The 22,009-nt window shown below is 38.3% G+C and carries 19 protein-coding genes; 6 read left to right on the forward strand and 13 right to left on the reverse strand.

Annotated elements, in window-relative coordinates; translation table 11 throughout:
• Positions 1-171: 171 nt before the first annotated feature.
• A complete protein-coding gene (locus H0185_RS13795) occupies positions 172-1,329 on the reverse strand; it encodes an ABC transporter permease (RefSeq protein ID WP_221874092.1) in 1,158 nt (385 codons plus the stop codon).
• Positions 1,319-2,071: an ABC transporter ATP-binding protein gene (locus H0185_RS13800; RefSeq protein WP_221874093.1), complete on the reverse strand. Its 753-nt coding sequence runs from the start codon at positions 2,069-2,071 to the stop codon at positions 1,319-1,321. The genes H0185_RS13795 and H0185_RS13800 overlap by 11 nt, the downstream gene beginning before the upstream one ends.
• Before the next feature lie 223 nt (positions 2,072-2,294).
• Here H0185_RS13800 and H0185_RS13805 point away from each other — a divergent pair, with 223 nt between their 5' ends.
• The 3 genes from H0185_RS13805 to H0185_RS13815 all read left to right on the forward strand — a co-directional run bounded on the left by H0185_RS13805 (position 2,295) and on the right by H0185_RS13815 (position 4,350).
• Entirely contained in the window at positions 2,295-2,993 is a 699-nt protein-coding gene (locus tag H0185_RS13805) for a LytR/AlgR family response regulator transcription factor (RefSeq protein WP_221874094.1), read from the forward strand.
• Between the two features lie 13 nt (positions 2,994-3,006).
• Positions 3,007-3,987 carry a sensor histidine kinase gene (locus H0185_RS13810; protein WP_246629192.1) on the forward strand — a complete coding sequence of 327 codons (981 nt, stop codon included), beginning with the start codon at positions 3,007-3,009 and terminating at the stop codon, positions 3,985-3,987.
• Between the two features lie 180 nt (positions 3,988-4,167).
• On the forward strand, positions 4,168-4,350 hold the full coding sequence (locus tag H0185_RS13815; RefSeq protein WP_221874095.1) for an SE1832 family protein: 183 nt from the start codon (positions 4,168-4,170) through the stop codon (positions 4,348-4,350).
• Between the two features lie 33 nt (positions 4,351-4,383).
• On the opposite strand, the gene H0185_RS13820 is transcribed toward H0185_RS13815, so the two are convergent.
• The 7 genes from H0185_RS13820 to H0185_RS13850 form a co-directional block, all read right to left on the reverse strand.
• Positions 4,384-4,989 (reverse strand): methyltransferase, encoded by a 606-nt coding sequence (locus H0185_RS13820; RefSeq protein WP_221874096.1) that lies wholly within the window; start codon positions 4,987-4,989, stop codon positions 4,384-4,386.
• Between the two features lie 112 nt (positions 4,990-5,101).
• Positions 5,102-5,242: a hypothetical protein gene (locus H0185_RS13825; protein WP_221874097.1), complete on the reverse strand. Its 141-nt coding sequence runs from the start codon at positions 5,240-5,242 to the stop codon at positions 5,102-5,104.
• Between the two features lie 325 nt (positions 5,243-5,567).
• Positions 5,568-6,413 carry a CheR family methyltransferase gene (locus H0185_RS13830; RefSeq protein WP_221874098.1) on the reverse strand — a complete coding sequence of 282 codons (846 nt, stop codon included), beginning with the start codon at positions 6,411-6,413 and terminating at the stop codon, positions 5,568-5,570.
• Between the two features lie 6 nt (positions 6,414-6,419).
• A complete protein-coding gene (locus tag H0185_RS13835; protein WP_221874099.1) occupies positions 6,420-9,662 on the reverse strand; it encodes a response regulator in 3,243 nt (1,080 codons plus the stop codon).
• 47 nt (positions 9,663-9,709) lie between these two features.
• Positions 9,710-12,232, reverse strand: a complete 2,523-nt coding sequence (locus H0185_RS13840; RefSeq protein WP_221874100.1) for an EAL domain-containing protein — start codon at positions 12,230-12,232, stop codon at positions 9,710-9,712.
• A 428-nt stretch (positions 12,233-12,660) separates the two neighbouring features.
• Positions 12,661-13,581 (reverse strand): ketopantoate reductase family protein, encoded by a 921-nt coding sequence (locus tag H0185_RS13845; RefSeq protein WP_221874101.1) that lies wholly within the window; start codon positions 13,579-13,581, stop codon positions 12,661-12,663.
• Between the two features lie 91 nt (positions 13,582-13,672).
• The gene (locus H0185_RS13850) at positions 13,673-14,665 is read right to left on the reverse strand and encodes an LLM class flavin-dependent oxidoreductase (RefSeq protein WP_221874150.1); all 993 of its coding nucleotides are present in this window, start codon (positions 14,663-14,665) and stop codon (positions 13,673-13,675) included.
• 137 nt (positions 14,666-14,802) lie between these two features.
• Here H0185_RS13850 and H0185_RS13855 point away from each other — a divergent pair, with 137 nt between their 5' ends.
• Entirely contained in the window at positions 14,803-15,105 is a 303-nt protein-coding gene (locus tag H0185_RS13855; RefSeq protein ID WP_221874102.1) for a DUF5634 family protein, read from the forward strand.
• Positions 15,106-15,752: 647 nt separating this feature from the next.
• A complete protein-coding gene (locus H0185_RS13860; protein WP_221874151.1) occupies positions 15,753-16,247 on the forward strand; it encodes a L,D-transpeptidase family protein in 495 nt (164 codons plus the stop codon).
• Positions 16,248-16,331: 84 nt separating this feature from the next.
• Here the strand turns inward: H0185_RS13860 and H0185_RS24480 are convergent, their stop codons facing one another.
• The 3 genes from H0185_RS24480 to H0185_RS13875 all read right to left on the reverse strand — a co-directional run bounded on the left by H0185_RS24480 (position 16,332) and on the right by H0185_RS13875 (position 18,701).
• A complete protein-coding gene (locus tag H0185_RS24480) occupies positions 16,332-17,012 on the reverse strand; it encodes a Na-translocating system protein MpsC family protein (RefSeq protein WP_221874152.1) in 681 nt (226 codons plus the stop codon).
• 116 nt (positions 17,013-17,128) lie between these two features.
• The gene (locus H0185_RS13870; protein ID WP_221874103.1) at positions 17,129-17,815 is read right to left on the reverse strand and encodes a Na-translocating system protein MpsC family protein; all 687 of its coding nucleotides are present in this window, start codon (positions 17,813-17,815) and stop codon (positions 17,129-17,131) included.
• Positions 17,816-18,296: 481 nt separating this feature from the next.
• Entirely contained in the window at positions 18,297-18,701 is a 405-nt protein-coding gene (locus H0185_RS13875) for a PAS domain-containing protein (RefSeq protein ID WP_221874104.1), read from the reverse strand.
• 534 nt (positions 18,702-19,235) lie between these two features.
• On the opposite strand from H0185_RS13875, the gene H0185_RS13880 reads away from it, so the two are divergent.
• Complete coding sequence (locus tag H0185_RS13880) at positions 19,236-19,616, forward strand: response regulator transcription factor (protein WP_221874105.1); 381 nt, start codon at positions 19,236-19,238, stop codon at positions 19,614-19,616.
• Positions 19,617-19,628: 12 nt separating this feature from the next.
• Here the strand turns inward: H0185_RS13880 and H0185_RS13885 are convergent, their stop codons facing one another.
• A complete protein-coding gene (locus H0185_RS13885; protein ID WP_221874106.1) occupies positions 19,629-21,998 on the reverse strand; it encodes a polyprenyl synthetase family protein in 2,370 nt (789 codons plus the stop codon).
• Positions 21,999-22,009 lie beyond the last annotated feature (11 nt).

Below are 22,009 nucleotides of genomic sequence, written 5' to 3' on the forward strand. Positions count from 1 at the left end.
CAGTGATTTCCCCTTCTATTTGGGCACGCTGGAATCTCCTCCGTTACCTTTTCATTGGTTTCCCCCAAATTATGGGCACGTAGACCTTTAATTGTGACTTCTCCCCTTTCCTAACCTCAAAACCAAAAGAAAAAAAGTGCCCCTCAACTCCTGGGACACTTCCACATACCCTTAATTCATTACCCATTTATCCTTCATAAACATAATTCGTCCGACTATAAACAGAATCACCATACCAACTAAGTTACTACCAATTGTAATCAAGATATGCTCGTAATTGACGATGCCGAACAGCAATTCTTTTATTAAGGTAAACAAATTCATAATTGGAATCGCGAAATGCGCGAAGCCTAGTTCATTGATTCCGATTCCAGTAATGATTAACGTTGGGAACATTGCCAGCATCATGACTGGCGTACTATAACTTTGTGATTCTTTCACTGTTTTACCGATAATGCTCGTAATCATAAGGAGCGAAGCATTAAACATTGCATAAATTACCGAGATTAATACCGCTAGTCCAACGATTAGTCCAGCATTATCCCCAAATGTAACTGCCTTCTTTAGGTTTTCTGTTAAGAAATTGATTTCAGCAGCAACAACGACTAGAGTGATAATCCCCGTTAATGCACCAATTGAAGAAATGGTAAGCCATTTTGCAAACAACAGAGTTGATCGACTAACTGGAGTCATTAACAGCGCCTCCATCGTCTTACGTTCTTTTTCACCAGCAAATAAGTCTGATGCCGACGGACCAGCGCCAACTCCGATGGCCAGGGCTAAAATCAATGGAATCAGCATCGCAATTAAGTTGATATTCGGGTCTTCTTCAGACATTTCCTTCTGTTCAATTGTAAACGGCTGAATCACCGATAAATCTGTTCCCTGGGCCTGTAACCGGGAAGCTGTAATTGTCTTTTCGTAAGCAGCAAGGGCATTGGTTACCATACTCATTAAGTTCGATGAGTTCTGACTAAAGGAATCTCCAGTAAGCGTAACGGATGCCTTTTCTCCGTTCTCGATACTTTCAAGGAAATTAGCACTTAACACAAGTGCAGCAACCGCTTCTCCATCTTGAAGAGTTTCTTCAGGATTAGCAGAGCGAACTAACTCAATAGTATCGAAACCAGCAAATATTTCTTCATGTTTCGTATCAAACGAATTCTCCACCGCAAGTGTATAGGTTTCTCCTTCACCGTCAGAAATCATTTTTTCGTAAAAGAGGGTTAAACCCGTCATCATAATAATTGGAAGAAGCACAGTCAATAGCAAGGTCCGGCTGTCACGGAAGCAGTCTTTCATTTCTTTTAAATATATTTTAAGAAGCATAATTTTCATTCCCCCTCACAAGTTTGCTCATAAAGATATAATTTAGGTCAGAACTTCCTTCCGACCGGTAAAGTTCTTCAAGATTTCCGTGGTAAACAAGTTCTCCTTTATGCATCATCGCTACGGTATCACACAGCATAGACACTTCCTCCATGATGTGGCTAGAAAAGATAATCGTTTTGCCTTCGCGCTTTAATTGGTGAACAAGCTGACGGAACACATTTGAAGAGGTAATATCTAGACCCGTTGTTGGTTCATCAAATAAGATAATGTCCGGATTATGAATAAGGGTTCTAGCAATGGCTACTTTTTGCCTCATCCCTTTTGAGAATCCCCCGACTTTACGATCCAAATAATCTCTCATCCCAAACATTTTTGCTAGATCATCAATTCGCACCTTGGTTTCATGCTTTCCCAGCCCGTAAAGTGTCGCAAAATAGACGAGATTTTCTCTAGCTGTCAGCCTGTCATACAACCCTGTTTCACCACCGAAAAGAACTCCGATCTTATGCTTAATTTGATTGGCATTTTCTTGGGTGTCAAACCCAGCAACCTTGATCTTCCCATCCGTTGGCGTCAGCAGGGTTGCAACCATTCGTAATAATGTGGTCTTTCCTGCTCCATTTTCGCCTAGTAAACCAACTACTTCTCCTTGTTTAACGGAAAAGGATACATGTTTGAGAGCCGTCACATATTTCTTTTTATCCTTAAATTGTTTTGTCACTTCATTTATCGTAATCACGTTTACTTCACCCCGTTTGGTTGATTTCATGTTTTTATCATACAAACTATTACAATAGGAGTCTTCAGTTATGTCGCGAATGTTCCACTTATTGTCGTGAAAGTGTCAAATTTGCCTGAATTAATGGTAAAATAAATAAACATTGGACTTCTGTTAGAAGTTTCCATTGCCTTTTTAAAACTAAGGGGCCAAATCCCATTGATTAAGTAGCAGGTGAGGAAAAATGAAGATTGGTCTTGTGGATGACCGTCCAATTGATTTAGACAAATTGAAAGCCATTGTGTCGGGGCTAGAGGATGTGGAAATCGTTTTTGCGACAACCTCTGCTGAGCTGGCCTATGAGCAAATAAAAAAAGAGGCGATTGATTTACTCATTGCTGATATCGAAATGCCCACTTTATCTGGGTATGAACTTGCAGACATCATTCACTCGCATGCTTTAAACATATCGGTCATCTTCGTTACAGGGAATAGTGGGTATGCCGTCCATGCCTTTGAGCTAAATGTTCACGATTATATCATGAAGCCTTATCCAAAGGACCGACTAATTAAATCCATACAACGACTATTGGAAAAATCAAAGTCGTCAGAGATTGCAGGTAGACTTTATTTAAAACAGAAAAATGATATTCATATCATTCAAAAAAAGGACATTATTTTTATTGAACGTTCTGGGAGGTCGACGACCATCCATACGAAAACTGAGACAATTAAAACCTATCAAACACTTAATGAATTAGAAGGAGAATTGCGCGAGCGTGATTTTATTCGCTCCCATCGTTCCTTTATCATTAATATCCATTATGTAAAAAACTTCTCGCTTTATGCTAAAAATTCATATGTTGTGAACTTTGAAGCAACCGATGGACAGGCAATGATCACGAAGGAAAAAGTAGATTTCCTACAAAAATTCTATTTTTAAAGGTGGAAGTGGATTGAACTATCAAAACTTATATTGGGGATACCTTGGCCTCCTAGGGTTTGTTCATCTAAAAGCCCAGTTTATGAATCTAGCTTGGGATCCCCCCTTTTTCATTCCATTATTAATAGCAATATTTTTGACTTATCTATGTTCTAAAAATCAACTAGTACAGATTTCTGCTTTAGGAAGCCTCTGGAATGGGTTTCTCGTTTTTCTTCAACTGGCGCTGCTTCTCATTTATACCGTCGACCAGCCATTTTGGATTGCACTACCAACTTTCCTTCTTTTTATTGGGATTGAGCTAACCCGGCTTATAGGTGGACGAAGGCTTACATCACTTACTAATGAATTGAATGTATTTGCGGAACAACGGGAGCATTTCAATGAGACGTTTCGAATTGTCCGTAGCGAACGTCATGAGTTTCTAAAGCATGTATCTTCGATTCACTTCATGTTGGAAAATAATCAAAACGCGGAAGCTAAAAACTATCTCAACGAGTTGGTCAGTGGTTATGAGGAAACAAATTTATCCATTAAGGGAGAACGCGGTGTGGTCGCTGGAGTGCTGCACCAGATGTATCGACGTGCCCAAAAAGCTGGAATATCTATTGTCTATGACCTGGACATTCCTCTCTCAAGCCTGCCATTGAGTGATAAAAAAGTGGTTACCTTGGTTGGCAATCTTTTATCTAATAGTATTGATGCTTGTGAGGAATGGCAACGTCATTATCAAAAACAGGCCCAAATATCCTTGCAGTTTTATAAAAGAAGTGGCTTGAATTTGTTAATCTGTAAAAACCATAGCCTCCCTATTCCTACTAGCATTTTGGATGAGCTTTTTCAAACGTACGGGAAGACCACAAAATCAGGAAGTCATGAAGGATTAGGTACGAAGCTAATCCAAGATATTGTCGATGAAAATCAGGGGTTTTTGGACTTTATCTATAAAGAAGAGGAATTCACAGTTAAAATTAAAATTCCAGCCATACGGTAATAAGAATGAGGAAAATTTCCTTTACGGAAACCTATTTAATCAAACGTTTGATTGAATTGCCCTTGGTATATCAACGTTTATCCAAGGTACCCCCAAAGTAAATGCGTTTTCACCTATCCTATTCCCATCCAAGTAGATGGTATACTATTTTTACATTCTTGTAAGAAAAGAGGAGCTAGCATGACGAAAAAGGAAATTGAATACCAAATTACAGAATTAAAGGCAGAATATGTTCGCCTCCAACATGATTTGGAAAAATTAGAGTATGTGGATGGAAGACTATCACCTTTGGAAAAACAAATAGCAGAAATTGAAAAGGAACTCAGTCATCTTAATCAAAAACTACGTGAGGTACAAAACTAAAGGGCACTCCATTTTGGGTGCCCTTCTCTTTTACTATCCATATCGATAGATCAAGAATCTCTCATTAGGATTCCGAGGGTAAACATCTGGCAGAATCACTTCTTGTTTTAATTCAAAGACCGTTTGATTTTCTAAAAAGTTAATATAGTCTTCGGATGGGTAATATAAAACAATTTCCATTTCGCGAGGGTGCGCTTCTAAAGAGCTTAAGATATTATGAATGATTTTCTTGAAGATATGGACAGAAAATGGATTAAAAAAGTAGAAACGATTCTCTCCCCCACTGATAGGATATTCTTCAGCTAGGCAACAATGGAATTGAATACGACCGCTCTTTTTCTTGTTTTTTTCAAAATATCGTTCGGTATTTGCCAATGCTTCTTGGTAAAAGCTTTCATCCATTTCAATTCCAGTTACATTTGCATCATAAAAATAATGGACAAAAAAGTTTAGCCTACCTTTCCCGCAGCCAAAATCGACAATACTGTCTTCCTTATTCACCTCATAGTGCCGAAAAAGTTCCTCTAATGCACTGTATGGGGTCGGTTCATAAGGATGATAATGTGTGATAGGATGAAGTTTTTTCATATCTTGTCCTGTTTTGATGTTCAGCTTTTTATCATAATGACTTTCGTTCATTGTTGTACTCCTATCCGTTCACTTTCACTGAATTAATATCTTTAGAATACAACAAATAAAGTTTGAGAAAAAGCAGAGGGATCTCTACTAACAGGACAAAAAAAGAGGTGCATCATCCAGTGGGAAGGATTGCACCTCTCTCATTTGTTTCCGTCTGTGTTTGGTTTTTAATTATATAAGTTAGATAGGATTGTAGTTCAAACTGATTATGATTCATAAAATCTATTAATTTCTTTTCAGTATTTTTGACCATTTAAGACCCTCCCCTTCATGTATATTTGTATTATCTCCACAGCGTGAACCTCTTATACATTGAAAATAACAAAATCCTATTCATTTAAAATTTTTCATACAAATAGAGTTTATTTGTATAAACCTATCATTATCTGGATATTCTAGTAACGTCTTCCCCCTCATATTAAGCATTTACCAGTTGTGGTAGATGCTTCTTTTTTTGCTTGGAGAAAGATTGTTCTTATGAAAGTCCCCTATTACTCCCACTTCTTTTTTTGCTCTATAAAAGCAACAAAGCTTGAGAAAAGAGCCAAAGGAAAAAGACCCAGCTCACACTGGGTCTTTTACTTCACCTTTTTATACAGCTTTTGGTTATAGGCTATCTCTTCATATCGATTGGCAATGTCAGTGTAACCAAGCGCTTCCTTGTCTCCTAATCCAAGTACCCCAAGTGAGCCCAAGCTTTCATAGAAAAGCCGATGAACTCTTTCTTGCAACGACTTATCAAAATAGATGAGAACATTTCTACAAAGAATAGCATGAAATTCATTGAACGATTTATCTGTGACTAGATTATGTTGGGCGAAAACGATATTTTTTCTTAGATCATTATTAAAGACTACGCCCTCACCATGTACGGAATAATAATCAGAAAGAGACTCATTCCCACCTGCTTGAAAATAATGGTTCGTATACTTGCGCATTTGGTTTAAAGAGTATCTTCCTGACTTAGCCACCTTTAGCACATCGGCGTTGATATCTGTCGCATAAATCTTTGTTTTATCGTAAATTCCCTCTTCTTGAAGCAAAATCGCCATAGAATATACTTCTTCTCCAGTTGAACAACCTGCTAACCAAATACGTACAGATGGGTACGTACGTAACATTGGTACCACTTGTTCCCGAAAAGTTAAGAAAAACAATGGGTCACGGAACATCTCAGTCACATTAATCGAAAAGTCTGCCATAAGCCTGCGTAAGCAGGCTGGATCATGGAGGATTTTTTCAAGTAAGCCTGTAATACTCGAAAGCTTTTCCGCATGAATTCGATGCCAAACTCTTCTTCTTATCGAGCTATATGCATAGTTACGATAATCATATCCGTACCATGCATATAGCCCGTCTAGCAATAGCTTTATCTCGAGTTTTTCGAGTTCTTCATTATAATCATCAGGTTGATTGTTGACCATTTCGGATTAGTTTCCTTCCTGCCGGTATAACCACACCGCCATTAAGGAAACTAGCTTATCCGGATCGACAGGCTTAGCGATATAATCGGATGCACCTGCTGCTAGACACTTTTCACGGTCTTCCTTCATGGCCTTTGCTGTTAAGGCAATAATTGGTAACTGACTAAAACATTCTTGTGCACGAATTCGCCGGATCGCTTCATACCCATCCATCTCAGGCATCATAATATCCATTAAAACCAAATCAACATCAGGGTTTTTCTCCATTACCTCTAAACTCTCGGCACCATTTTCAGCAAAGGCTATATTTAGCCCATACATTTCAAGGATGCTCGAAATCGCGTAGATATTACGAACATCGTCATCTACCAAAAGGATCTTTTTCCCTTTTAAAGCCGGCAGACTTTTGCTGTTATTCACATCGATCATCTCAGTGCCTTCATCACTTTCTGTTTTAGTACTAGAAGCTAAATACAATTCTAGCTCATTCACTAACCGCTGCGGGGAAAGAGCATCTTTAATGATAATCGTATGCGATAAGTGATTCAGATACATCTCCTCCTTCGAGGATAAGTCCCGTCCAGTATAGATAATAACTTTTAGGTTGTTAGTAAGGATATACGGTTTAATTTCCTCTAATAATTGAAATCCAGTTGTATCCTGCAACCCCAAGTCTAGAATTAAGCAATCAAGCTGATTTACTTTCAGCTCTTCTACTGCTTCTTTCCCTGTCGATACAGCCTTGATAATGACATTCATACTCCCAATGAGTTCCATTAAACTATTGCGTTGTTTAAGGTCATCGTCTACGATGAGCAATCTCTTAATATCCTTGTTCTTTTCTAAAAGAACGACAGGCTCAGCTTGGGTTGGTGGAAGGTGATTGCTACTTTCAACTATCTCTTCTTCAAGCGGTACCTCTTTCGCTACAGCTACTTCATCCACAACCAGTTCCGCATTTTGTTCTTGATAATCGTCTACAAAAAACGTAAATCGGCTTCCTTTGCCTTCAACACTTTCAACGTTAATTTCTCCACCTAATAACACAGACAGTTCACGGCAAATAGATAAGCCCAACCCTGTTCCACCATACCTGCGGCTTGTCGTACCATCTGCTTGCTGAAAGGCCTGGAAAATAAGTTCTTGTTTTTCGGAAGGGATTCCAATACCCGTATCCACAACTGAAAAGGAGAAGCCATTATCATACTTGATTTCTAAACGTACTTCCCCTTGATGAGTGAACTTGAATGCATTTGATAGCAGATTCTTTAAAACTTGTTTTACCCGCTGTTCATCACTAATAATAAAGGCCGGTGTACCTTCACTAATCTGGATATGAAACTTTACATTTTTCTCATTTGCTATCGGTCTAAATCTTTGCTCGGCAAACTTGGCAATATCTTTAATGGAGACTTGTCCTTTTACTACCTCCATTTTCCCTGATTCAATTTTGGTTAAATCAAGAATATCGTTAATCAAAATAAGTAAGTCTTGACCAGAGGAATAGATGGTTTTCGAATACTCGATCTGTTTACTAGTGAGATTCCCATTTTTATTATCTGCAAGCAATTTTGATAGAATCAATAAACTATTTAAAGGTGTGCGTAGTTCATGCGACATATTCGCGAGAAACTCAGATTTGTATTTTGAACTGATTGCAAGTTGTTTTGCTTTTTCCTCTAGTTCCGCACGTGCTTTAGCCATTTCCCGATTGGTTATTTCGAATTTTTCATTCTGTTCTTCTAGTCGATTTGCTTTTTCTTGTAGCTCTTCATTCGTTTGCTCTAATTCTTCTTGTTGGACTTGAAGTCGCTCTTCTGATCTTCGAAGTGACTGCGTTTGTTCCTCTAGTTCTTCATTGGTCACTCTTAGTTCTTCTTGTTGGGCCTGTAGTTCCTCTGATTGCGCTTGGACTTCCTCCATTAAGGTTTGCGTTTCCTCCAATACCTTCGTTAACTGAATTCGGCCCATCACACTATCAATGATAATTCCAAGACCACCTACCATTTCTTCAAGGAAGGTTTGTTGAGTATCATCGAATGGTTTGAAAGAGGCAATTTCTAGAACAGCTTTTACATCGCCTTCATAGAGAACAGGCAACACATAAAGGTGTAATGGAGTGGCTTCTCCTAATCCTGAGTTTATTTGAACATAGTCAGATGGTACGTTTGTAAGAATAATAGGTGTCTTCTCAAGAATGGCTTGTCCAATTAACCCCTCTCCAGGCGCAAAGCTGTTAGATAAATGCTTTCTTTCCTTAAATCCATACGATGCAAGCAGATTGTACTTGTGTGCATTGCCTTGTGTTTGTTGCTCTACTGCTTTGACATAAAGGAGAGCATGACCAGACTCTGTCAGAGGGACGATTTTGGAAAGAAATGTACGACTAAGTGATTCTAAATCATGCTTCCCATATAAGCTTGTTGTCACATCAGCAATATTCGATTTGCTCCAAAGAAGGTTTTGTTCTTTTTGCTGTTGCGTTTCTAGCGAGTCTAACATCGTATTAAAGGAGGCAGAAACCTCACCGATTTCATCTTCTTTTTGAACCTCAACTCTTGTATTGATATCCGAATTTCCCTTTGCCACACTGCTCATTATCTTAGAAACTCTATTTAATCGATTTACTATGTTCCAGATCATCCGCGTGATGAACGCAATAACAATCAATAGTCCCAAAATTGCGATGGTACTTCCAATCAACATGTTTCTTTCAGAGTTTTGAGCAAAGGTTTCAAATGTACTTTTATTCAGCCTTTCATAATGGGTAGTAATTTCAGACGTAACATCAAAAAGCTCATCATGAATCCTTTGTCCATTACGATTTAACAAATCGAGAGCTTCTTCATTTTTTCCGCCAGATACCAAGGCTATTAGACTTTCTTTATAAACATTAAACGATCGATTTACATCTTCTAGATCCGTAATCATTGCTCTTTCCTCAGCAGATGCTTTTGATGCCAATTCAGAGATATTCTGACTGACACCATCACTTTCCAGTTGTAACCTGGCCAATTCTGCGCTAATGATTTCCTCTTCATTATTGAGGACAAGGTTTCGAATCGAAATGGCTTGATTTTTAACACCGATATGAATCTCCCCAGCTAATAATGATAAATCATACCCATTTTGCGAAATGGCCTTCATCTTATTAATACTAGAAAGTTGGAACCAACCAACTCCAATTACAAGAAAGATGAGGATTGGAAAGGTACTAAGCCCCAGTAATAACTTTGTTTTAATCTTCATGCTCATGCTCCTTAGGCAAATTTAAATCTGTCTTTTCCCATTCATCATTATGAAAGGAGTAACCCTTCCCCTTCGTCAATACAAGTTTGATAGACTTTTGCCATCGCCTGGAGACGATCATTAACCGTTAGTTTTTGAAAGATACGGGTAATATGATTTTTAACGGTATGTTCACTGATAAATAACTGCTCCGAGATTTCCTTATTGCTTAGTCCTTCTACAATTAACTTAAAAACATCCATTTCCCTAGTTGAAATAGAATAGATCGTTTGTATACGAGTTAATGCAGCATTCAGAATAGCTCCATTTGGATTTAAATCCGATTCATCAAAGGCTGAACCTTTATGAATGACGCTTTTAGTAGGCTTGTAGGCAATAGGTTTAATGTTCGTTTCTACTGCCTTGTCCTGACTTTTAAATAAAAAGTCTTCAAATTCGTTAGCGGAGACTGGAGGGCTAAAGTAATAGCCTTGAAATTCTTCACAATCCAAATCTCTTAATTGGTTTAATTGCTCTTCCGTTTCCACACCTTCAGCAACAACAGACAGTTTTAGACTATGAGCTAGTGAGACAATAGCTGAGACTAAAGAGAGGCTCTCTGGTGATCTACTACTAAGGTCTTGGATAAAGGACTTGTCAATTTTTAATGAGTGAACAGGAAACTGTCGTAAATATTTCAAGGACGAGTATCCCATCCCAAAATCATCCATGCTTAAGTAGATTCCCATGTTCCGCAGTTTTTTTAAGGTTTGGGTCATCGCAAGCTCATTCTTAAAAATGACAGACTCTGTAATTTCAATTTCAATCATACCTGGGGCGGTTCCCGTGTCGGTTAGAATGGACGAGATGGTTTCTATCAGATCCTTTTGTAAAAACTGCTGGGAAGAGAAGTTCACTGCAATTCGAATCGGTTCTAAGCCAGCCTCTTGCCATGCTTTATTTTGCCTGCAAGCTTCCGCTAATACCCATTTCCCAATCTCGACAATTAGATTTGATTCTTCTGCTAAAGGAATAAATTCTGAAGGGAGGATCATTCCCCAATTTGGGTGATCCCAACGTATTAAAGCCTCTGCACTTGTGATTTTACTGGATCCAATATGAATCCGTGGCTGGTAAACTAGTTTAAATTCATTGCGCTCCAATGCTTTTCGCAAATCATTTTGAAGTTGGAAGCTTCGGTAAGATTGAATATTCATACCCGAGTGAAACACTTTAAAACTATTCCTGCCGTGTTCTTTTGCTCGATATAAGGCAGCATCTGCATTCTTCACTAATGTGCCTGCATCTTCTCCATCGTAAGGAAAGATACTAACCCCAGTACAAGCTGTGATGAATAATTCGTAGTTATCGATAAGAAACGGCTCTTTAAACACTTCCATAATTTCTTCAGCCAATTCCACCGCTAACTCCCGATTTGTTTTAGGCAAAAGAATATTAAATTCATCTCCCCCTACCCTTGCCACGAAGTCTTCGTTACGCAAACAATTCTTCAGTCGTTTAGCCATTTTTTGTATGACTGTATCTCCAACGATATGACCGAGGGAATCATTAATGGACTTAAAGTGGTCCATATCCACATACAAGAGAGCAAGAGGTTGGTTATTGCTTTTTGCTGCTTGTAATTGAATTTTCAGTTCATCATTGAACTTCCTCCGATTAGGTAAGTCCGTTAGCCAGTCATGGTAGGCCATATGAGTAATTTCATTTTCATATTCTTTTTTATGCGTAAGGTCCCGGACTGTGCAAGCAACAATACACTGATCTTGGACAAATCGCTTTCCTACTTGTATTTCTACCGGGAATTCTTCCCCGCTTTTTCTAGTAGCTGTTAGTTCCCGTAGGTTATGATTTCCTAAAATATGTTCAAGATTATTAATGGTATCTAATACAAACAATAGATATTCTTGTGACTCATCACCTGTAAATAACATCAGGATATTTTGACCTAAGATCTCCGTGGCTTGGTACCCAAACATTTTTTCAACAGCTGGGTTAACTTTTAAGACCCTGCCAGCTTGATCAATTACAAGCATTGAATCAATGGATGTCTCACTAATGACATTGGCTAATGCCTCAGATACTCGTAAATCAGAGGTTATCTTGGAAAGCTCCTGATAAGATTGTTCCAATTCGATCGTTTTATTGGTTAAGATCTCTGCTTGCTTAATCAGAATGCGATTCATCTTATATATCTCGACAAAAGCATCCACTTTTGCTTTTAAAATAATCGGGTCAAATGGCTTTAAGATATAATCTACTGCTCCCATTGAATACCCAGTAAAGATATGCTCGGACTCCATATTATTTGCCGTAATAAAGAGGATGGGAACATTTTTAGTTTTTTCACGTGCTTTAATAATTTTTGCCGTTTCAAAGCCATCAATGCCAGGCATTTGAACATCCAGCAATATTGCCGCAAAATCATATTTTAAAAGAGATCTTAACGCCTCTTCTCCAGAAGAAGCAGTGACTAGATTCAATCCTTCATGCTCAATAATCGCTTCTAACGCTAATAGATTCTCTGGACGATCATCTACTAAGAGAATGTTAACTTTTTCAATGTTGTTCATTTCAATTATCCTCTCTACCGTCAGTAAACCTACTTTACTCTTTATCTCTACGTTCAAGTCATGTATAAATCTGATATTGTTCACCAATTTTTATTACAAATATATTAATAGTATTACAAATAATCACATGAACCGATAGAGTTTCGACAAAACAAGACAAAACCCAAATGCTTCCTGTTCTTCCCCTATCTTGATAATACTTAAACACTACCATTTGTTTATGACCCCCTACTAAAGGATTATATAAACAATGTGAATATAGTAAAAAAGTAGGTCATTCTATTATGACAAACATTTGCACTATCTGATAGGTATTTTCAAGAAACTTCCTTTTATTTTTCCTGGAAATATATAGGTGGAGAAACGAGGAATCAAAAAAATACCTAAGGGCTTCCCTAGGTACTTTTCGTAATGTCTTAAAGAATCATTTAGTTGTAGCTACTCTCTTTGGCTTTAATCCGTTCGTAGAGTTCACGATTAATCGGTGTGGATACACCGTGTTTCTCTCCTAACTCCAATACTGTACCAGAAAATAACTCAACTTCACTGTAGCGCTTTGCCTCTACATCCTGTGCCATAGAAGGTTTCCCCTCTGGGCTCAATTTGCTTAATACAATCAACCAATAATTTATATCCTCTTCAGTTAAAGGTATGCCTTCTTTTTCAGATAGGAGCATAACTTCACGCATTGCACCGATCATCATGTCTCTCGCTGGTCCGGGTTTTTGAATCTCCCCATAGTTGCTTTCATGTACAGCAACTGTTTGATTCACTCCCACATTCAGCATGAATTTGCTCCAGAGCTTCTTATACATATCCGGTACAACTTCATACGGGACGTTCATTTCATCAAAGAAAGTTGCAACTGCCCGTACCTTTTCAGAATCCACTTCCCCATTGCGCTCGCCAAAGCAGAGCATCCCCATATTTTCATAGGTGAGTTCATTTTTCACCTTAACCGCATCCATCCCTTGTGCAACGCAGTACAAAGTCTTCTCCATACCATAGGCCTCACCGATAACAGCCTCGCTAGTTATTCCATTCAATGCGGATAATAGTATCGTGTTTTTATCTATATGGTTTCTAACTGCATGGATTGCGTTCTTTAAGCCCTCATTTTTAACCGTAAAAAGAACTAAATCAGCAGGCTCCACACTTTCTTCGGGTGTTGTAAAATGAAAATCACAGCGTTCACCATTACAATAAACTTGTTGGGTACAATATTTTTCCACTCGCTCCTTATCTGCGACAATCCGTAAACTTCCTTTTGGCATTCTCTTCGATAAATGATGCCCAAATAAAATTCCAAGCGCCCCTAGGCCAACAATTGATACAGTGTTTATCTTCACTACACCTCAGATTCCCTTCTCCGTAAATTTTATACTGTCATTTTATCACAGGGACTTTGGTTGCTTGGAAGCAAAAGGTTGTAGTCTGTGATTATTTTAAAGCCTCAGCCAACAAGGTGTAAGATTGAACCTTATCTTGAAAATCATACACATTGGTGATAATCATGATTTCTTCTGTTTGATACTTTTCACTCAGTCTTTGTAGCTCATCCTTCACCTTAGCTGGTGTTCCAATCACCATCCGCTTTCGATTTTCTATTACTCTTTTCTGTTCTTCTGCCGTTAGCTTCATTCTTTTCGCTTCTTCTATGGAAAGAATTCTCGTATCACTCCCCTGTTCAACGGAAAGCAACCACCGATCGAGACTTAAAGCCATTTCTTCTGCTTTCTCCTGTTTAGGAGCACAAATCACAAACACACAAACATTGACCTTGGGGGTTGATTGTAAACTCGACGGCTGAAAATGTTCGTAATAATAATCAATTGCCTTTTGACCATTCTCTGGATTAATAAAATGGCCATATGTAAAAGCTGTTCCATTTTCTGCTGCTACTCGAGCACCTCGATGGGTAATTCCTAAAACCCAGATATCTGGAGACTTCCCTGAAACTGGATATGCGGTCACTTCGTGATATGGATGGTCTAGTGGCAACTGGTTGCTTAAAAACCCTTGCAAGTCTTGAACTTTCCGAGGAAAATCGTTTAGACTTCTCCTTACTCCATCGGTTAACGCTAATCTTGTAGTAGGCGATCCGCCCGGAGAACGGCCGATGCCTAAATCAATACGGTCTGGAAAAAGTGTTTCTAACATCTTGAAATTTTCAGCTACCTTATAAGGGCTATACTGCGGGAGGAGAATACCACCTGAGCCAACACGTATCTTTTTTGTTTTTGAAGCAATATGAGAAATCAACACCTCCGGGGATGAACCGGAAATGCCAATCGTATTATGATGTTCAGCCACCCAAAAACGGGTATACCCTAGTTCTTCCGTCAATTGCGCAAGTTTTACGGTATTTTGTAAAGCCACGCTAGCATTTTCGCCTTTACGAATGACCGATTGATCCAAGACACTTAATTTCAAACTCATTCCTTCTTCCCTGTTCAACATCCTTTTTATCTAATGTATCTCAAATGGACAAACTTAATCTATTGGGAGTGTTTAATTAAAATAAAGAAAGACATATTAAGGATAGTATTTAAACGGAAGGAGAAGATGAAATGGACTTTTTATCACGAGAAGAAATTCTTAATGATTTACAGCAATCAATGCCGGCCTTTATCAATCAATACAATTTAGACGATATTGGTCTATACGAAGAGCAAGGGCAAGGGGATGTATATTATATGGGGTATACAGTGAAGAAAAACGGAAGAACCTATCATATTCATACTCCCTATCACAAAAATGAAAATGGAGAACTAGCAAGCCAGCAAACGTCGTGGACAGCGGAGCCGGATGAACCAAACAAAGAGGACTTAAAAGGGTATGATAGTTTAGAGAGTGTTTTTCGAGATATTTAAACTGGTGCTTTATTTAGAGTAAGGAGAGGGTGATAGACTTCCTTGCTCTATTTTCTTATTCGGACTCTGTTTGCCTTTTCATGCCTCGCACTGTCCGAAGTCATCTCTCATTCGGACTCTGTTTGACTTTTCATGCCTTGAACTGTCCGAAGTCATCTCTCATTCGGACTCTGTTTCCCTTCTCACACCTAACACTGTCCGAAGTCATCCCTCATTCGGACTCTGCTTGACTTTTCATGCCTCGCACTGTCCGAAGTCATCTCTCATTCGGACTCTGTTTCCCTTCTCACACCTAACACTGTCCGAAGTCATCTCTCATTCGGACTCTGTTTGCCTTTTCATGCCTCGCACTGTCCGAAGTCATCTCTCATTCGGACTCTATTTCCCTTCTCACACCTAACACTGTCCGAAGTCATCCCTCATTCGGACTCTGCTTGCCTTCTCACACCTAACACTGTCCGAAGTCATCCCTCATTCGGACTCTGCTTGACTTTTCATGCCTCGCACTGTCCGAACTCTACCCTCATTCATACCGGGATCGCCTTCTCGTGCCTTGCACTGTCCCCAAGAAGGAAACCAATGACACACCTTACATCTCTGTCATAGACTATATAGTTAGAAACTAAATGCCTATGGAGGTGTTAGCACTGATTCATACGGTTAAACCTGGTGAAACTTTAACTCTGATTTCAAGGGACTATCGTACGCCCTTATCTGCAATCATTAACGCCAATCCATCGATTAATCCAAACATCCTTTATCCTGGTCAATCCATTGTGATTCCCGGCTTTCCAGATCCGAATAGCCTTCCATATCGTATTGTCGTGTCCGTCAATAATCGCCAACTCAGATTATTCCGGAATGGGGTTTTACAAAAGCAATACCCGATTGCTGTCGGAAGAATCCTCCACAACACACCATTAGGGACCTTTATTATTATTAATAAAGCACCTAATCCTGGAGGACCTTTTGGCACGATGTGGATGAGTTTATCCAAGCAAAGTTATGGAATTCACGGAACAAATGATCCAAGCTCGATAGGGAAAGCAGTATCAGCGGGATGCATCCGAATGTATAACCAAGATGTAGAAGAACTGGCAAGGACGATCCCCATCGGGACTCAAGTTGTTATCCAACCTTAGTGTAAGATAATTTACACATTAAAAGCCCAGCCTACGTGATATAGACTGGGCTTTGCTATGGGTAAAACAGTAAAATCTCATTCCTCATTTATCCAAAATAAACGCCATCATCGACTTGTCATCTTTAAAATTCCAATCAACAAAAATATCCTTAACAGACTTTTGAAATAGAACCTCAAACCTTCCATTGCGATGAAAATACTCTTTTTCTAACTCATCCTTCGTAAATTTCAGCTCTTGCTGAAATCCTTTTGAAATTAATGCTTTTTCGATTTGAATTAAAATGCCTTTCCTTTCAACTAAACATACAGTAGGTGAAATCGGATATATATGTATTTGATCAGGCACTTTTTGAACGAGCATACTAATTCTAGCTATTTCCTTTTCCAAGCTAGCGGAATCAACCTGGAACTCTAGAGCGATTTCAGGTAACGCCTCTTCTAAAACAAAAATAATGATGCCCGAGTTATTCGGAAAGTTCCAGTCATGATAATACTCATTAACATCCACACTAATCGAGACTTGAACAACCCCTTTTATCTCCTCTAGTAAATGGTCCATTATCAAGGTTCGGGCATCGTCAACTGTTTTGGTTTGCCCACTCTCCAATAGAATCTCTTCCATAGGAGACACAAACCCACGAATATAAGTAACCAGGTGCTTTCCGTTTAGATTGGTTTGGCAAGATTGAGGGCCTTTCCCAAAATTTTTTCTCAATATCTTACTAATATAGCTACTTATATAATCTAATTTATTTTTATCAATCGTTTACACCTTCTTTCGTTCAGATTGATCAAAATCAATAAAAATAGAATAAGGATCTTTCTCCAATATTTCTATTATTGACCAAAAGCATCCAAACAAAAGATAAATCCCAATGTTTAACTAAAATTAAAAACAATAAAGTTTTTATCTTGTTCATAATCCCATGTAATAAATAAATCATTGATTACTCGGTTAAATACATTCTCAAACTGGTTTTTACGGTTTAGATAATACATTTTCATTTCCCTTGAGTGTTCAATCAAAATATCCGTTAACCCCTGTTGGTAAAGATATCTATCCATCAACAGCAACACACCTTTACATTCTACGATACAGACATTTTGATTCCACTTTACAATTTTATATTCTTCTGGGACCTTATGTATTTTCGCACATACCTGTTCCATTAATTTGAATAAATCTTTTTCATTAAAAAAGAACTCGCCAGATTCCTCCGAACGGATATTTCTTGGTTCGATAATGACAATTCCCTTATTTGTACCGTAATTCCAATCGTGATAAAAGGCATGAAAAGAAAGGCCAGTAACCTTTGATGCCTCTGGAAGGAATTCCTTACAAATCAAATCAATTACAGCCGTTCGAAATTTATTAGCCAAATTTACTTGATTGTTTTCTACTAAAACTTCCTCTGCAGAAGTCATAAAATTACTGATGTAAATAAAAAGTCTATTTTCTTTAAACACCACATAACAAGTTTCAGGTCCTTTTCCAAACTTGCGTTTTAATGTTTTGCTAAACTTACTGCTAAGATAGAGCAAATCATCTTGAGTGGCACTACCCATTGTAATCCCCCTTAATAAGAAAATCGCAAGCGCCCTGCTCAGTGGCGTATGGCCTGGAGCGCTCCAATCGAGATAAAGGAAACATGAAGAGCCATAGCGCATTCGATGTTGACTTATCATGGGAGGTAAAAATCAAAACCGATCTTTACTTGGAGAGCGAAGGACACTAGCCGCTAAGGCGCTGGAGCTGGACAATTCTTTAAGTCTTAAACCTTTTAAACTTTCATTTTTAAATGAAAAAAAGGCCTAACCCCTTTATATTAAAGAAGTTAGGCCACGGCTAAGACGACTATTTTTATAGTTTCTTCCATTTACCAAACAAAAATATATTAAATTAACTCTTTATTCACAAAGACCATTTAAATCCGCTTTTCCAATGACTGCTAGACATTAGACATACTTATATTACCATAATTGTTTTATAACAGCAACAAGACCACTTCTATCCGGGCATCTCCTGTTAAGCTCTTTACTAGAGTGTTCACTTTGATTGTGGGTCCCTCAAGATAATAAAAGTTCCGAGATATTCTCCGCTATAGTAGATGGGAAAAAAGGTCAGCTTTACCCATAGACACTCACCAGGGCTAACGTAGATTTGAGTATTAAAAGTACTCAGTGTTTCAGGGACCTTATCTTTAAAGAATATCTGGCCTTTATCCAACTCAGTTTCAGCAAAAAGATCTCTTATTCTCATAGCGAGCATATCTGTGGATGAGTAACCGAGCTTCTCCTCACACAATTGATTCACATAAACAATTTTCCCTTGCTTATCTATGATAAAAAATGCATTCTTTTTATTGGATAAAATGAAGAACTCCTTATCTATATTTGAATCTATGTATAATTGTAAAAGATTTCTACTTTGATCATCATAAGTGGATGTCATCAGATAAGGTCCTCCATTTCTTTTTAAAATAACTATATCAACCTTAGCTGTTGATTCACACTCATGGCACCCTGCTCCAATGAAATGTGAAATCAACAAGATAATCTAACTTACTCTAAAGATTGTTGCTAAAATCCTTAGTTTGAGAAAAGAACCCCCAAAAATAAAAAAGCCAAAGTAAGAGTAGGCATGGCTAACTCTTGCTTTGGCTTTAATTTCTAGCATCATCTAGAGAATCATTTCCATCATATTTTAAAATTATAATCATCGTTAAATAGACCAGAGCTTTTTTCTCCTATCCATCCCCTATAATACCTTCTATGGTGCAAACTTTCAATATAACTTACTGTATTTTCTAAAAATACCAGACTTAAACAGTTAAAGCAGCCTCAAGAAAACAGTTAGCAAACCAATAATAGTGTTTACTTAAAGATTATAAGTTTGTTATGTTGAATGAAGAAGATATTTTACAACATAGGCTATGTTTATATAGTGGATATTGACCACATGTTCAATTTATTTAGGGGGGATATTTTGAGGATTCTCATTGTAGAAGACGAAGTTAGGATTAGCAATCTTTTAAGGATGTATTTAAAACGCGAATCCTTTCAAGTTGATGTTGCTGAAAATGGGGATGATGGATTAAATCTAGCTATTCAAGAAGTCTACGATTTAATCATTTTGGACATTTTTCTGCCTGGAAAAGACGGATTCATGGTTCTGGAAGAATTGCGAAAGCACAATAACACCCCTGTCCTATTTCTTTCCGCTCAAAATGCAGCAAACGACCAAAAACGTGGACATGATTTAGGAGCAAGTGGATTTATCTCCAAACCCTTTAGTCCTGGAGAGGTTGTTTCAAAGGTGAAAGACGTATTGGAACAAACAAAAATAGCAGAGCATCCAAGTGAGTAGCTCTGCTGTTTGTTAATAATCCCGGTTCACAATATAGTTTAATAAATGTTTGAGAAAAGGGGTTTTAAGTGGAATCTCATTTAAAACTTCCATTCCTTGACAATAATGTTCCCACATCGCTTTTTTAGCACCTTCCATGCCCATAATTGACACAAAGGTAGCGTTTTTGTTTACCGCGTCTTTTCCACTAGGTTTTCCAAGTATATTCTGGTCGCCTTCAACATCAAGCAGATCATCCTTAATTTGAAAAGCAATCCCGGCATGGTAGGAGAACTTCTTCAAAGCTTCTAGTTCCTCTTGATTTGCTTGCGAAAGAATGGCAGGCATAATGAGAGATGCTTCAAACGCAATTCCAGTTTTATAAAAACACATGGTGTTCAATTGTTCAAGAGTCAAGCTTTTCCCTTTTGATTCGAGGTCCATTACCTGCCCGTTACATATTTTGGTTGTAGTCCGTGCAGAGTATTGAACCAATTTAAGGACCGATTTTGAATCAAACTGGTCAAGTGAAGCTTGTTCTTCCACTGCCTTTTGCGTCAGAAACAAACCAGTTAGTTCAGCAATCGCAGTATTATGAACGTGATGAAGCGTTGGACGCCCCCTGCGGGTCGATGCATTATCCTGTGAAGGCAGATCATCAAAAATGAGCGACGCCGTATGCATATACTCTAATGACCTTAATAGTGGGACAATCGCTGACTCATCTAGTCCATAATGGTCAATCCCCAATACCCATGTCATAATCGGTCTTAAACGTTTTCCATCGCCCATTAAACTATAATTGGCTGCATCAATGATCGGTTCTTCTATTAGCGGAAGAGTCTCGTTCTTTGTAATACTTAAAAGGTTATTTACTTGATGACGAACAGTTTTAATTGTATCTAAGAAGTTGTCTTGTTCGCTGCGGTCGTTTCTTAGAGTGGTAATGATGTGGTCACGAAGTAGCTTATCAAAGAAATCCACATCATCTCCCTTTCGAACCATCAGTTGGACCATTTTATTAAATTCTGGAATCCCAGAAGCGAAAGGGTCCATAACTTCCTGATATCGTTGATTCCCTAGTTTCTCTCTCAAGCGTTTAAGCCCATTTATCGCACGATTTAAGATGACTTCTTTCGTTTTCAAATTGGAATGGTATACATGATGAATAAGGTAAGAAATAACTGTCCAATAGAGCTCAAACGGATTAATTAGGTCCGACCGAGTTTTATGGTGTTTTAAGTAATACGTATAAGGTGTTACGGCTCCTTCCTTGAAATCATCAAACATATCAGCCAAGTCATCTGCTAGTTGATTGTAAATTCCATAAAAGAAAGTTCGCTTGTCAAAGCCTTCATCCTCAGAAGCACCAATTACAGAGCGAACAATCAATCGGGAAGAGGAAGATTTTAAAATCACCGGTATGAAAATTTCTTCATTTTTGTAAGTAGCGTTGGATAAATCTTTGTTTCGGTCTACTTCTTGTGAATGAAAAAAGATATAAGATTCCTCGTAAAAGGATTTCAAAGTTTCTTGATTCTGATTAGAACGTATGTATTCAAATGCCTCTCGTAGTTCTGAATGAATAAATCTGATTAAGTTTGCGTTTTTTCCCTTCCATACCCCTAATTTTGGTACAATCCCTGTGATTAAGGTGGACCTAATTAAGTCTGTATATCTTCTCTCCTCATCCTCCGATAAGATATTGGCATCTAAAAGGTCGTCGATGAAGGGATAGGTTAACCCATAGGAATAGCCTAGCTTCAATGCACTCGCTAGTTTTTCCCTTCGTTTGTCGCGTGAAAGGCCCTGGCCCTCCTCCATCTCTTCATACGCATGAATCATGACTCCACCAATAATTTTTATTAATTTCCGCTGAGCATGCTCGGCATCCATTCCATCCGGAATCATCTTGGTTACCTTTTTTAGTTTGCTTACCAGCCAAATCACTGTGGATTCAACTTCTTCCTTTTGAGCCCACCTATACAAATCAGCCATGCTAAAGCCTTTATTTTCCTTGGCAGAGGTTAGGTGTTTTTTCAAATAAGCTACTGTTCGTTGAACTCGTTTTTGTGTATCAGCTGATTCCAAGGATTTTCCTAGGTCTCGCATATAAATATAGGAAATACTTCGATCCAGGTATGGTTCGAGTTTCCCTCGGTAATTAAGCCATTGAATATACTTTTCATATTCCTTTGACGTGGGCTTCCCCTTTTGACGTGAAAACAGGGATAAGAATGGATGACGAATATGTTCATGCTTCCACGCTTGAAAATCTTCTGTTAGTGTTTCGACATACGATTTTTCCTTTACTTGTGCCTGAAGTGTCCTAAAATATTCAGTCGCTTTCTGCTCCGCTAGCTGATAGCATGCATCGGCATTGTTCATTAACTCCTCATTCATACTATCCACCC

This window comes from Mesobacillus maritimus (genome assembly GCF_019749255.1).
GTDB classification, from domain to species: domain Bacteria; phylum Bacillota; class Bacilli; order Bacillales; family Cytobacillaceae; genus Mesobacillus_B; species Mesobacillus_B maritimus_A.

What these genes read in the sequence shown, in the direction of transcription:
- H0185_RS13795 (WP_221874092.1), bottom strand. Translation starts at nt 1,329, where the DNA reads ATGCTTCTTAAAATATATTTAAAAGAAATGAAAGACTGCTTCCGTGAC.
- H0185_RS13805 (WP_221874094.1), top strand. Translation starts at nt 2,295, where the DNA reads ATGAAGATTGGTCTTGTGGATGACCGTCCAATTGATTTAGACAAATTG.
- H0185_RS13815 (WP_221874095.1), top strand. Translation starts at nt 4,168, where the DNA reads ATGACGAAAAAGGAAATTGAATACCAAATTACAGAATTAAAGGCAGAA.
- H0185_RS13820 (WP_221874096.1), bottom strand. Translation starts at nt 4,989, where the DNA reads ATGAACGAAAGTCATTATGATAAAAAGCTGAACATCAAAACAGGACAA.
- H0185_RS13825 (WP_221874097.1), bottom strand. Translation starts at nt 5,242, where the DNA reads ATGGTCAAAAATACTGAAAAGAAATTAATAGATTTTATGAATCATAAT.
- H0185_RS13830 (WP_221874098.1), bottom strand. Translation starts at nt 6,413, where the DNA reads ATGGTCAACAATCAACCTGATGATTATAATGAAGAACTCGAAAAACTC.
- H0185_RS13835 (WP_221874099.1), bottom strand. Translation starts at nt 9,662, where the DNA reads ATGAAGATTAAAACAAAGTTATTACTGGGGCTTAGTACCTTTCCAATC.
- H0185_RS13840 (WP_221874100.1), bottom strand. Translation starts at nt 12,232, where the DNA reads ATGAACAACATTGAAAAAGTTAACATTCTCTTAGTAGATGATCGTCCA.
- H0185_RS13855 (WP_221874102.1), top strand. Translation starts at nt 14,803, where the DNA reads ATGGACTTTTTATCACGAGAAGAAATTCTTAATGATTTACAGCAATCA.
- H0185_RS13870 (WP_221874103.1), bottom strand. Translation starts at nt 17,815, where the DNA reads ATGGGTAGTGCCACTCAAGATGATTTGCTCTATCTTAGCAGTAAGTTT.
- H0185_RS13875 (WP_221874104.1), bottom strand. Translation starts at nt 18,701, where the DNA reads ATGACATCCACTTATGATGATCAAAGTAGAAATCTTTTACAATTATAC.
- H0185_RS13885 (WP_221874106.1), bottom strand. Translation starts at nt 21,998, where the DNA reads ATGAATGAGGAGTTAATGAACAATGCCGATGCATGCTATCAGCTAGCG.